Origin of the sequence: Campylobacter concisus (assembly GCF_002914005.1) — a bacterium.
In the GTDB taxonomy this organism is placed as follows: domain Bacteria; phylum Campylobacterota; class Campylobacteria; order Campylobacterales; family Campylobacteraceae; genus Campylobacter_A; species Campylobacter_A concisus_N.
This window is the reverse complement of the sequence record NZ_POZU01000033.1, coordinates 1-11,301: the sequence shown is the minus strand read 5'-3', so window position 1 is coordinate 11,301 and position 11,301 is coordinate 1. Positions and strand designations below refer to the sequence as shown.

Sequence of the window (11,301 nt, the reverse complement as noted above, 5' to 3'; positions counted from 1 at the left end):
AATTTTGCACTTTCGTTTCAATGTCACTTAGTAGTTTTGCGGCCTATAATTTAAGCTTTCGTAAGTTCATCATATATCTTTTTTACATCTTCTCCAGTTATTTTGTTAAGCAATTTTGCTTTTACTTTTGGAGCAAGATCAAGCAAAAGTATCTCATCTTTTGTGATATTTTGAGTGGCTGTTTTGTTACTTTTTGAGATGACAATCGCCCACTCTCCACTTAAATTTGCTTTTTCTAAAATTTGGACTAAATTTTTAGCACTATCTTTAATCTTACTCTCAAATTTTTTTGTGGCCTCTTTTATGGCAAAAATTTTTCTCTCAGGCTCTAGATTTGCGATACTTTGTACTAAGCCTAGTATGCGTTTTGGGCTTTCGTAAATAACGGCTGGATAGGCTAAATTTAGAGCATTTTGAATAGCCAAGGACCTATCTCTACCAGTATTTGGTAAAAAGCCTAAAAAGACAAATTCTTTATCACAAAGTCCGCTTGCAACTACACTTAAAAGTGCGGCATTTGCTCCACTTAAAATTTCATATTCGATATTATTTTTTTGAGCGTATCTTACTAGGCTAACGCCTGGATCACTGATACCTGGCATACCAGCATCGCTCATGTAGGCTACATTTATGCTAAAAAAATCATCACTTAAATTTGTGAAAAAGTCATCTTCGTTATGGGTGTGAAGTGGAATAAATTTTGAAATATTTATACTTGCGTTAAAGCGTTCATTTAGCAAGTTTATAAGACTTTTGCAGACTCTTGTATCTTCGCAGATAGCTATCTCGCATTCACGCAAAATTCTAATCGCACGAAGCGAGATATCTTCTAAATTTCCTATTGGAGTAGGAACAAAGTAGAGCAAGGCTTATTTTTGAGCGTATTTTTTCTTAAATTTCTCAACACGACCAGCACTGTCAACTATCTTTTCGCTACCTGTGAAAAATGGGTGGCACTTGTCGCAAATGTCAATTCTGATTTCGCTTTTGTTTGACTTTGTTTTAAAAGTGTTTCCGCAAGCACAAGTTACAGTGCAATCTACGTATTCTGGATGGATATCTTTTTTCATCATTTTTCCTTTATTATTTTTGGGCTAATTATCTACATTAAAAGTTGCTGATTATATAAAAAGAAATCTAAAAATCAAATAAATTAAGCCAGGAATTTTGCAGCCACCGAGATAACCGCGGTCTGCGATCTTAAGATGTTTTTAGTATTTAGGCAGTAACTATTTTTAAATTTAGCCGTCTCATCCTCGCTAAATCCACCCTCTGGACCGATTATTAAAAGCTCATCACCTTTTTTTTCATTTAAGCTTTTACCACCAAAATTTATAGCTGAGACATTTTTATAAATGCTCATTAGCTCATCCAAATTTTTATAAATTTCAAACTCCATTAATGAAGTTCGTCCGCACTGCTCGCAAGAGAGAGCATTTATGTAGTTTAGCCTTTCAATATCTATCTTAAAATTTGCTTGAGAAAATTTAGTATAGACAAAAGCTATTTTACCAACACCAAGTTCGTTTAAAAATGGTAATGTCTTTTCGATCGTCTTTGGATCGACGATAGCCCAAGCGATCGTAAAGTCGAATTTTTGCTCTCCATTTGAGCTGGCAAAGACAAGACTTAAGCTCGCACTTCGCCTATCAATCTCATCAATTTCATAAATATACTCTTTAAAATCTCGTAAATTTCTAACGCTTATTCGCTCACCAGCTTGCATTCTTCTAGCTTTTAGGTGCAAAAAAGCTTCATTTACTATCTTTAAGCTTTCATTACCTGCATTTTTATCATATAAAAATTTCATCTAAATCCCTGCAATTACGACTAAACCAAGATCACAAAAACCCTTAATAAGGGCAAATTTTTTAAATTTCTCTAGGTTACCATTAGCTGCATAAATTTTTAGCCTTTTAAACCCTATGGCACTAAGCGCGATTAAAATTATTAAGACAATTAACATTTTTATGGCATTAAATTTAAACTCATATCCGTAATACGCCCATAAAATAAGTCCGGTTAGCACAAGAAAACTAAGTAGCATATGATAAATCGGCAAAAAATATCTTATACGAAGCACATAGTTTTTACCATTGCTGCTAAACTGAGTAATTATTAAATAAAGCACATTACAGGCAACTAGTGCATAAAAAAATATCACATGAAAAGGCAAGGTGTATGCAAAAAGTGAGGAGAGATGTTCGTTCATTTCTTATCTTTAGAGGGCTCGTTCTCTTCAACGACTGGCTCAGGCGGGAGTTGTTCATCGATTGTGACATTTGCGTCTGGTTGAGCTATGGTCACATCACTAGGTACAGGCTCGCTAATATCATTTTTAGCCTCATCTTTATCTCCACAACCCACAAATAGACCAGCCATAAATAAAAAAGAAGTTATAATTTTTTTCATCAAACATCCTTTGAAATTTCTATTTTTAACCTATTTTTCATTTTCTCGAATAAATTTTTATCTTCCCACTCTTCTATGATAGCGTCTGAAAATTTGATCTCATCTAGCCTTATCTCGCCCATTTGCGCATTTATGGCGTCCTCTTTAAAGCACTGCGCATAGCCCGTATCAGTCTCATGCACGATAATGCTATGAAGCTTCACTTCACGCTCGCCGTTTTTCATCACACTAAGCTCAAGTAGTCTTTCTATGAGTACAAAAAATATACGGCAAAACTGCTCTGCACTTGGATTTAACGGGATCTCGATCCATCTTGCCGAGTGCTTTTTTAGATCATTTTTATATTCATCATTATCGCCTGAAAATATTGTTGTAGCGTGATCAAAACTATCAATGATCGTTTTTATATTTTGCTTCATCAAGCCAAAATCATAAACCATGCCGGCGTTATCAAGAAAATTTGAGCTAAGTAAAATTTCAGCCACATAGCTGTGCCCGTGGATGCTAGTCCTACAACGCTTTGAGCTACAAAATCTCACAATATGTGCATTTTCAAATCTAAAAAGCTTTCTAATAATCATCAAACACCTTCTTTATCGCCCCAAAGCCTGATGTGGATACGCTCTGAGTAGTTAAATCCATACTTTATGGCAAATTCTGCTGTTTTTAAAGCATTTTCGTTTAGCTCAGCTTTATTCGCCCCTATTGCCATGCACCAAACTGGCAAATCAACTTGATTTTTTATATTTATAATCTCGTCCAACTCGCTTTTGTCAAAGCGCGAGAGGACAAATTTTAAAAAGCTACTTCTTGCATTATTTTTAATAGCTAAAATAGCGTCTAAATTTATGCGTTTTTGCTCGTTAACTCCGCTATTTGCGAGCTTTACTCCAAGTGCAAAATGGCAGTTTTTATAAATTTCATATTTAGCAAAATCAACTAAAATCGTGCCATTTGTCTCAAAATGCACTTCATAATCTTCAAGCAATTTCTTTACCAAATTTATAAAATTTTCATTTTCGTGCCAGATAAGTGGCTCGCCGCCGGTCAAAACAATGATCGGTTTTTGTATTAAGCCTTTACATAGGTCATCAACTATGCCTAAAATTTCATCTACACTATAAATTTTATAATTAAAATGCCCTTTAAAAACAGCCCTTATACTATCACATCCTAGTAGGCTTTCACCAGTTTTTAAAGACTTTGTTTGCACGCCAAAGCCAGAGCAGTTTAGGTTGCAACCTAAAAAGCGTAAAAATATAGCGAGTCTGCCTTGGTAAGCCCCCTCGCCTTGGATACTTAAAAACGCTTCAACTAGCTCTAGCTCTTTGCTCATCAACCACCAGTTTGATAAAAGGCACGCGAAGAGGTTTCATTGCTAGCACCTATCGCCCATTTGTTCTCTTTTGGTTTGTTTGCTAGCACTTGCCTTAAAATTTCACTTGCAGCTACGATATCACCTTTTTCAACCGCTTTTTTGATGCTAAGAGCTTCTTCAAAGTAAAGGCAAGGTATCAAAAGTCCTTCAGCACTTAGCCTGATACGGTTGCAACTCTCGCAAAAGTCGTGCTTGTGTGGATCTATGATGCCAAATTTATAACCATCATCGAGCCTATAAATAGACGCGGGCGCATTTGGTAGTTTTCCATCTTTCGTGACATTATATTTTTGTGAGATGATTTTTAAAATTTCATCGCTACTTAGCCCTTTTAAATCATCTTTAGCGTGTGAATTTTCCATATACTCAATAAATCTAATCTGAGAATCTCTAAATTTAGCAAACTCGAGCAAATTTATAAGCTCATCATCATTTACGCCTTTTAGTGCGACAGTGTTGATTTTTACCTTTAATCCAGCATCATGAGCTGCTTCAAAGCCAGCTAAAACTTCGTGCAAGACACTTTTTTGTGCGATAAATTTAGCCTTTTGCTCATTTAGTGTATCAAGCGACATATTTATGCGCTTTAGTCCAGCATCTTTTAGCCTTTTGGCAAAGTGTGAAAGCATATAACCATTTGTAGTAAGCGCTAGATCAATGTCTGGATTATAATCACTTATCATCTTTATAAAAACGTCCAAATCCTTACGTACAAGCGGTTCACCGCCAGTGATTCTTATCTTTTTTATACCTTCATCGATAGCCACTTTTACAAATAAAAATAGCTCTTCAAAGGTTAATAAATTCTCTCTTGGCGTCCAGCTAAATGGCGTTGTAGGCATACAATACCTACACCTAAAGTTGCAACGCTGAGTTACAGAAATCCTTAAATAATCAACAACCCGACCATATTTATCAACTAGCATAAAGCACCTTCTTAAGCTTGGTTAGAGCTTTTTATAATTTTTTCAATTATATGTTAAAAGATTTAAATCAAAATAAAAATTTAAGCCAATTTTTGTAGTTTAAGAGTAGATTAGTCTTTTTAAAATTAGCCTGTAAATTTAGGCTAATTTATGAAATTTAAGTACAAACTCAACTCGCCCCATTCCAACATGAAGGTCTTTTGCGATCATCGCTGCACTTTTCCCGTCTTTAAACATTTTTAGAATTTGTTCTTCTTCATTGATGACGCTTGGTGCGATTTTATTAATATCTCTTGTTCGCTCTTCAAGACTAACTATCCTATCTTTTTGCTCCGTTGCAAAATCATCAATTACTCGCTCGATGCTCTTAATCGCACGAATTATTGGCACAATTTTCTCATTTATTTGCAAATCAATATTTTCTTTTATCTGTTTTTTAAGTGGCTCATATTGTTCACTATTTTTAAATGCCTCGCCCTCAAGCATTGAAATTTGCTTTTTTAGATTGAAATTTTCTTGCATAACGCTTTCTATCGCTCGCTCAAATCTCGCAAATTTTTTATTTGTCTCACTATCTTTTATCAACATTAAAGCTACTATTATCGCCAAAACGATACCAAAGCCTAAAAAAATATAAATTTCCATATTTTTCCTTTACGAATTCGCTCTCATTTCTCTTATCATTACACGCTCTCTAGCTGTTACATAAGCGTTCCAGTCGGCTTCATCCTCTTCGTGCATATTTTCTATCTTTGCTAAATTTTCACTAATAGCTCTTAAATAAAGACTCAAATTTCTCTTTGGAAAGATAGGCATAGCAATCCTTGCGTAGTAAATTTCATCTTTTATAAATTTTTCTTCGCTTATTTTGATGTGTGTAAAGCCTATTTCTTCGATACCAGCCCTCTCTTTTAGTGGCAAATATTGCTTATGTTCATTTTTAATATAATCACTCAGCGCATCAACTTTTCTGTGAAGCTCGATCAGCAAAGTTAATAAAACTTGATCACTCTCTTTGGTTTCGCCACGTGATTTAGCTCGTTTTAGCCAAGCCCCAAGCGCGTCCTCTTCGCCCGGTAAGATAGAGTCAAACTCTCTTTTAAATTTCTCGCTTCCATCTTTATCAGACTCAAATTCCATATCAAGAGGTGCTTTAAACAGCTTACTCTCACTCATAATACGCTAATCCAAACAAAGATAAAAAATAAAATTCCCAAATAGCCATTTAACGTAAAAAATGCTCTATCTATCTTGCTAAAGTCGCGTCTTACGATCCTATGCTCAAAAAATAAAATAACGCCACTTACTAAAATTCCAAAAAATGCCATCGCTCCAAGCCCAGCTGCCCAAGCAAAAAGTAGCCAAAATATAAAAGCTAAAGCGTGAAAAATAGCCGATAAAAAAAGCGTAGCCTTGTCGCCGTAAATAGCTGGTATGCTAAAGAGCTTATTTTCTTTATCAAATTTCATATCCTGAAGTGAGTAAAGCAAGTCAAATCCAGCTACCCAAAATGTCACACCAAGGCAAAGTAACACGCTCCAAAGCGGTATAGCAGCGCTCACTGCCACCACACCAGCGATAGGAGCAAGACCTAGGCTAAGGCCAAGCACCAAGTGCGCTAGCTCGCTAAAGCGCTTAAACAGCGAATATCCACCAAGAATAGCTAAAATAGGAAAACTTAGCCAAAATGCGAGCGAATTTATAAAATAAGCGCATACGATAAAAATAAACGCATTTGCCACGATAAAAAGCTGCATATTGCTCCTACCGATACGACCATCAACACTTGGGCGGCTTGCAGTTCGCGGATTTAGCTTGTCGATGTCTTCGTCTTTATATCTATTAAAAGCCATAGCAAAATTTCTAGCACTAACAGCGCAAAAAGTACCTAGAATAAGCAGTTTAAAGCCAAACCAAGCCAAGCCACTTTCTATCTTGCTAGCAACTATCATCGCAACAAAAATAAAAGGCAAAGCAAAAACAGAATGCTTAAAAACGATAAGTTCAGCGATAATTTTTAATTTTTCTATCATTTGATAAATTTCCATTTTCTTTAAAAATGGTTGATTTTACACCATTTTGCTTTAAATTTGAATTTATATTATCATTACAAGATTAATTTAAAACAAAGGGTTATTATGGGCAAAATAGCAATTATTGGAGATAGTTTTAGTGCGTTATTTACGGCTTACGAATTAGCTAAAAAAGGTGAAGAAATTTTAATTATTAGCAGCCAAAAAGATGATTTTACAAATGGAATTTTAACGCCTTTTGGTACACACGCTCTTGCAAAAGATGGAGCGATATCTAGCTCGTTTATGGGGCTAGTTAGCAAAAAAAGCGAGCTTGATATAAGTATTTGCTTAAATGAAAATTTTAGAGCTTGGATGACAAATTTTACACTTAAATCAACCAAAGCTCACGACAAAAAGATGCAAATTTTGTTTTCAAAATTTGGTAAGAGAAGCTTTGAAATTTTAAGAGATTTAAGTAACAAATATCCGCAGATAAATTTCGATGAGAGCGGCGTTTATCTACTTTTTAGCAATGACGAAAGCTTTAAAAAAAGGCTTGATGAGATAAAGGTTGCCCATAGCGAGCAAGAAATTTTAAGCATAGATAAAGAGCTTGCAAATTTTGGGCTAATAAATAAAAACATAAAAGGCGCTATAAATTTAGCCAACAACGCAAGCATTGATACAAATGAGCTCAAAAAAGCTTTGATAAATGAGTTAAATTCTCTCGGGGTAAAATTTATAAATGATGAAATTTATGAGCTAAAAACGCAAGGGCAAATAGTGCAAAAAGCTACCAGCAATAACGGAGAATATGAGGCCGATAACTTTGTGATCGCTTCAAAAAATTTAGAGCTTTCAAATAAACTAGGCACGAGCATAAATGCGATTTTGGCTAAATTTTATACCATTGATCTTAGCCTAAACGAAGGACAAATCCCTAAAAAACCAATCATCTTAAATGATCTATTTGCCAAAATTTATCCTACTAAAAATGGTGTTACGATTATTACAAATTTACAAGTCGGCGCTATCGATACGCTTGTTAAAACTGAAAAGATTAATGCATTTTTAAATGAACTAAAGATACATCTTGGTATAAGCGAGCTAAAAGAGCCTAGCTTTAGGGCAAACTACGTACTTCTTAGCTCAAACGATAAACCAGCTCTTGGACGCGATAACATATATAGCAACTTGATCTATAACCAAGCTTATGGACTAAATGAACTTAGCTTTGCTCCGTATTTTGCTGGCGTTTTAGCAAGTCTTATAAAAGATAGCAAAAATAACGAGGAAAATGATGAAATTTTACTCTTTAGCTCGTTTTACGAGGGCTAGACTTGTTTAAAGAATTTGCAATAATTGGCACCACAGCAAGCGGTAAAAGCGATCTTGCATTTGAGCTTGCAAAGAAGCTTAACGGCGTCATCTTAAGCCTTGATTCGCTTGCACTTTATAAAGAGATAGATATCGCCAGCGCAAAGCCAAATAAAGAGCAGCTTGAAGCCATAAAGCACTTTGGTGTAAATGAAATTTATCCTGATGAAGAATTTAGTGTTGGGGCATTTTTTGAAATTTATAAAAATGCAAAGGAATTTGCACGCTTACAAGACTGCCCACTCATCATTACAGGAGGCAGTGGCTTTTATCTAAAATCAATGCTTAGCGGACTTGCACCAGATGTGCCAAAATGTGAGCTAAATTTAAGCAATGAAGAAATTTACGAGTTAGCTGCAAAAATCGATCCTGAGTTTGCAAGCAAATTTAGCCAAAACGACTCTTATCGCCTCGAAAAATGGTATCAAATTTATAAATTTAGTAACCAAACCCCAAGCATTTGGCTAAGAGAAAATACTAAAGAGAGCATCATAAAAGAACTAGCGATATTTGAAATTTTATGGGATAAAGATGAGCTTAGAGAACGTATCAAAAAGAGAACAAAAGGCATGCTTGAAGCTGGACTCATAGATGAGGCAAAATTTTTGTTTAATAAATACAAAAGTGAGCCAAAACCCCTAAAATCAATAGGTTTAAAAGAGTGCAAGCAATTTTTAGATAAAGAAATTTCTCAAAACGAGCTTGAAGAGCTCATAGCTACGCACACGGCTCAGTTAGCAAAACGTCAGCGAACCTTTAATCGCTCGCAGTTTGAAAAAAAATTCGTGGGTGATTTGGATCAAATTAGAAGTGAAATTTTAAAATTCTTAAGAGAATAAAACTAGCCCACAAGGGCTAGTTAATAAAATCAAATAGGCATTACCCTAATTTTTGGGCTTAAGCTCTCTTGTAAGACATTTTCAATCGCGTAAAGAGTGCCAGTTGAGCCACTTGCACAGCCCGAGCAAGCACCAAGATAGCGGATATAAATATCAGTATTTTCTCCATTATCATTTCTGATATCTAAAATTTCTAAATTTCCACCATCCATCTCAAGCATTGGGCGAATTTCTTTATCTATGACAGACTCGACTGCTTTTAACTGTCCTACCATCGTCATATTTTCAAAGCTAATGTCACCTAAAGTGTGATTTGCTTGGGCATTTGCCTGAGCTTCGATCTTCTCACGCTCCATCTCAGCCCTAGTATCACGCAAAATATCCACCAAATAATATTCTCTTTTTTCATGACCACCAGGCTTTACGCAAGACTTGCAAAATGCACCAGCTTTGGTGTATTGCGTGATCTCCTCTACTGTGTGAAGGTCATTTAGTCTTATAACTTCTTTAATCGTACCAAGGCTTACCCTGGCGCACTCGCAAACGATGATCTCATCTTCAAAATGCTCTGGATCTATGCCTTTATAGCTTGCAGCTGCTGCTTTTATAACATCATACGCCATAACTGAGCAGTGCATCTTTTGAGGCGGGACAGCTGGGGTTTCTGGGTTGTCACGCATAGCTTTCTCGACGTCTAAATTTGTTATCTTGACCGCTTCATCGACCGTTTTGCCGACGCATAACTCAGCCATAGTATCAGAGCTAGCTATAGCCGTGCCACAGCCAAAACTTTTAAATTTAGCGTCTATTATCTTGTCGGTTTTTTCATCAACCAGCCAGTATAGCCTAACCGCATCACCGCAACTTTCTGCACCAAAGTCAGCCACAATAAGCTTTGCGTTTGCCTTTTTAGCATCTTCTTCGGTTATCTCTCCCATAAATTTAGGGTTATTCATCCTGTCTTGCACTACCTTAGAATACTCATCCCAGATAGAGCCTCCGATCAAATTATTCTTTGCCATGTTATTTCCTTTAAATTTTATAATCCACTCTTATGCCATTCTGGGGCGTAGGCAAATGTGCTAGAGATACCTCTTAGTCTATTTACTGCTTTTGTTATATGCTCAATCGCATAATCAATCTCTTCTTCTGTATTAAATCTAGAAAGAGATAATCTAAGTGCGGTGTGAGCCAGCTCTTTATCTGCCCCTATGGCCTCCATTATTGGGTTACTCTCTAATGTTTCACTTGCACATGCTGAGCCAGTTGAAGCTGCGATGCCAGCTTTGTTTAGATCCCAAAGCATCGCTTCGCCTTCAACGCCTTTTATAGAAGCCAAAATGGTATTTGGCACACGTTGTTCTTTTTTTCCTACAACGCTAACGTCAGGAATTTGTAAAATTGCATCTTCAAGCTTGTCACGTAAACGGCGAACATGAGAGTGCTCATAATCCATAAATTTATTTGCCAGTTCAAGTGCTTTGCCCATACCAATAATGCCAGGAACATCGAGCGTGCCACTTCTGCGTCCGCCCATGTGCTCGCCGCCGTGAAGCAAGCTACTTAGTGGCATACTATTTTTTATAAATAGTGCTCCAACACCCTTTGGTCCGTGAAATTTATGCGCAGAAAAGCTTAAAAAATCAACGTCAAGGTCTTGGACATTTATCTTTATCTTGCCAACTGCTTGAACCGCATCCGTGTGGAATAAAGCTCCATATTCATGAGCGATACTAGCAAGCTCTTTTACAGGAAAGATCATGCCAGTTTCGTTATTTGCACTCATTATAGAAACAAGTGCTACATTCTCATCCATTACAGCTCTTAGCTGTTCTGGTGTGACTATACCATCGTTATTTACATCTAAAACAGTAAGCTCTACGCCATATTTTTCTAAAAATTTACAAGTCGCCAAAATAGCTGGATGCTCAACTGCGGTTGTTACGATACGCTTTTTCTCGCCAGTTGCTATTTTATCGAAGTAGATGCCTTTTACTACCCAGTTGTTGCTCTCAGTTGCACATGAGGTAACGACGATGTCATCGCTATCTTTTGCGTTTAGTCCGGTGTAGAGTTGATCTAGCGCTGTTCTTAAAGCTGGGTGTGTTTCAGAGCCAAATTTATGAAGCGAGTTTGGATTACCGTATTTTTCACAAAAATATGGTTTCATAAGCTCAAAAGCTTCAGGATCAACCATTGTTGTAGCGTTATTGTCTAAATATACTCTCAAATTTAAAACCTTAATTAGGATAAAAAATATCCTTTTTATTTTCGATGGGATATTATAACAAAAAAGTTAAAAGCAAGTTTAAAAATATGCTTTAATTTTTTCAAAATTTAGCTCATTTTGATAT

15 protein-coding genes are annotated in these 11,301 nt (G+C 36.1%); 2 read left to right on the top strand and 13 right to left on the bottom strand.

Going from position 1 to position 11,301, the window contains the following annotated elements:
- Positions 1-50 precede the first annotated feature (50 nt).
- From rsmI to mqnP, 11 genes are all read right to left on the bottom strand, one after another.
- A complete protein-coding gene (gene rsmI / locus CYP54_RS03225; protein WP_103604184.1) occupies positions 51-866 on the bottom strand; it encodes a 16S rRNA (cytidine(1402)-2'-O)-methyltransferase in 816 nt (271 codons plus the stop codon).
- Between the two features lie 3 nt (positions 867-869).
- On the bottom strand, positions 870-1,070 hold the full coding sequence (gene rpmE, locus CYP54_RS03220) for a 50S ribosomal protein L31 (protein ID WP_002942443.1): 201 nt from the start codon (positions 1,068-1,070) through the stop codon (positions 870-872).
- 83 nt (positions 1,071-1,153) lie between these two features.
- Positions 1,154-1,810, bottom strand: a complete 657-nt coding sequence (locus CYP54_RS03215; protein ID WP_103604183.1) for a 16S rRNA (uracil(1498)-N(3))-methyltransferase — start codon at positions 1,808-1,810, stop codon at positions 1,154-1,156.
- Positions 1,811-2,212, bottom strand: a complete 402-nt coding sequence (locus CYP54_RS03210) for a hypothetical protein (protein WP_054196056.1) — start codon at positions 2,210-2,212, stop codon at positions 1,811-1,813.
- Positions 2,209-2,412 (bottom strand): hypothetical protein, encoded by a 204-nt coding sequence (locus tag CYP54_RS03205; RefSeq protein ID WP_103604182.1) that lies wholly within the window; start codon positions 2,410-2,412, stop codon positions 2,209-2,211. Before CYP54_RS03205 ends, CYP54_RS03210 begins: the two co-directional genes overlap by 4 nt.
- Positions 2,412-2,993, bottom strand: coding sequence for a 6-pyruvoyl trahydropterin synthase family protein (locus CYP54_RS03200; protein ID WP_103604181.1), 582 nt, complete (start codon positions 2,991-2,993; stop codon positions 2,412-2,414). Before CYP54_RS03200 ends, CYP54_RS03205 begins: the two co-directional genes overlap by 1 nt.
- On the bottom strand, positions 2,993-3,748 hold the full coding sequence (locus tag CYP54_RS03195; RefSeq protein WP_103604180.1) for a 7-carboxy-7-deazaguanine synthase QueE: 756 nt from the start codon (positions 3,746-3,748) through the stop codon (positions 2,993-2,995). Before CYP54_RS03195 ends, CYP54_RS03200 begins: the two co-directional genes overlap by 1 nt.
- Positions 3,748-4,716, bottom strand: coding sequence for a GTP 3',8-cyclase MoaA (gene moaA, locus CYP54_RS03190; RefSeq protein WP_035167294.1), 969 nt, complete (start codon positions 4,714-4,716; stop codon positions 3,748-3,750). The genes CYP54_RS03195 and moaA overlap by 1 nt, the downstream gene beginning before the upstream one ends.
- Before the next feature lie 138 nt (positions 4,717-4,854).
- Complete coding sequence (locus tag CYP54_RS03185; RefSeq protein WP_021091068.1) at positions 4,855-5,361, bottom strand: DUF6115 domain-containing protein; 507 nt, start codon at positions 5,359-5,361, stop codon at positions 4,855-4,857.
- A 9-nt stretch (positions 5,362-5,370) separates the two neighbouring features.
- Complete coding sequence (locus CYP54_RS03180) at positions 5,371-5,892, bottom strand: hypothetical protein (protein WP_103604179.1); 522 nt, start codon at positions 5,890-5,892, stop codon at positions 5,371-5,373.
- On the bottom strand, positions 5,889-6,749 hold the full coding sequence (gene mqnP, locus CYP54_RS03175; RefSeq protein ID WP_103604178.1) for a menaquinone biosynthesis prenyltransferase MqnP: 861 nt from the start codon (positions 6,747-6,749) through the stop codon (positions 5,889-5,891). The genes CYP54_RS03180 and mqnP overlap by 4 nt, the downstream gene beginning before the upstream one ends.
- A 105-nt stretch (positions 6,750-6,854) precedes the next feature.
- Here mqnP and CYP54_RS03170 point away from each other — a divergent pair, with 105 nt between their 5' ends.
- Both CYP54_RS03170 and miaA read left to right on the top strand, forming a co-directional pair.
- Entirely contained in the window at positions 6,855-8,069 is a 1,215-nt protein-coding gene (locus CYP54_RS03170; protein ID WP_103604177.1) for an FAD-dependent oxidoreductase, read from the top strand.
- Positions 8,070-8,071: 2 nt separating this feature from the next.
- Positions 8,072-8,947, top strand: coding sequence for a tRNA (adenosine(37)-N6)-dimethylallyltransferase MiaA (gene miaA / locus CYP54_RS03165; RefSeq protein WP_103604176.1), 876 nt, complete (start codon positions 8,072-8,074; stop codon positions 8,945-8,947).
- Between the two features lie 29 nt (positions 8,948-8,976).
- Here miaA and CYP54_RS03160 read toward each other — a convergent pair whose 3' ends face one another.
- Together CYP54_RS03160 and CYP54_RS03155 are read right to left on the bottom strand one after the other, a co-directional pair.
- The gene (locus tag CYP54_RS03160; protein WP_103604175.1) at positions 8,977-9,969 is read right to left on the bottom strand and encodes an iron-sulfur cluster assembly scaffold protein; all 993 of its coding nucleotides are present in this window, start codon (positions 9,967-9,969) and stop codon (positions 8,977-8,979) included.
- 17 nt (positions 9,970-9,986) lie between these two features.
- Positions 9,987-11,177: a NifS family cysteine desulfurase gene (locus tag CYP54_RS03155; RefSeq protein ID WP_103604174.1), complete on the bottom strand. Its 1,191-nt coding sequence runs from the start codon at positions 11,175-11,177 to the stop codon at positions 9,987-9,989.
- Positions 11,178-11,301 lie beyond the last annotated feature (124 nt).

Bases quoted from the DNA above. Each gene is read 5' to 3' on its own strand.
- CYP54_RS03210 (WP_054196056.1), bottom strand. From the start codon at position 2,212: ATGAACGAACATCTCTCCTCACTTTTTGCATACACCTTGCCTTTTCAT.
- mqnP (WP_103604178.1), bottom strand. From the start codon at position 6,749: ATGATAGAAAAATTAAAAATTATCGCTGAACTTATCGTTTTTAAGCAT.
- rpmE (WP_002942443.1), bottom strand. From the start codon at position 1,070: ATGAAAAAAGATATCCATCCAGAATACGTAGATTGCACTGTAACTTGT.
- CYP54_RS03170 (WP_103604177.1), top strand. From the start codon at position 6,855: ATGGGCAAAATAGCAATTATTGGAGATAGTTTTAGTGCGTTATTTACG.
- moaA (WP_035167294.1), bottom strand. From the start codon at position 4,716: ATGCTAGTTGATAAATATGGTCGGGTTGTTGATTATTTAAGGATTTCT.
- CYP54_RS03195 (WP_103604180.1), bottom strand. From the start codon at position 3,748: ATGAGCAAAGAGCTAGAGCTAGTTGAAGCGTTTTTAAGTATCCAAGGC.
- CYP54_RS03205 (WP_103604182.1), bottom strand. From the start codon at position 2,412: ATGAAAAAAATTATAACTTCTTTTTTATTTATGGCTGGTCTATTTGTG.
- CYP54_RS03180 (WP_103604179.1), bottom strand. From the start codon at position 5,892: ATGAGTGAGAGTAAGCTGTTTAAAGCACCTCTTGATATGGAATTTGAG.
- CYP54_RS03200 (WP_103604181.1), bottom strand. From the start codon at position 2,993: ATGATTATTAGAAAGCTTTTTAGATTTGAAAATGCACATATTGTGAGA.
- CYP54_RS03185 (WP_021091068.1), bottom strand. From the start codon at position 5,361: ATGGAAATTTATATTTTTTTAGGCTTTGGTATCGTTTTGGCGATAATA.
- CYP54_RS03215 (WP_103604183.1), bottom strand. From the start codon at position 1,810: ATGAAATTTTTATATGATAAAAATGCAGGTAATGAAAGCTTAAAGATA.
- CYP54_RS03160 (WP_103604175.1), bottom strand. From the start codon at position 9,969: ATGGCAAAGAATAATTTGATCGGAGGCTCTATCTGGGATGAGTATTCT.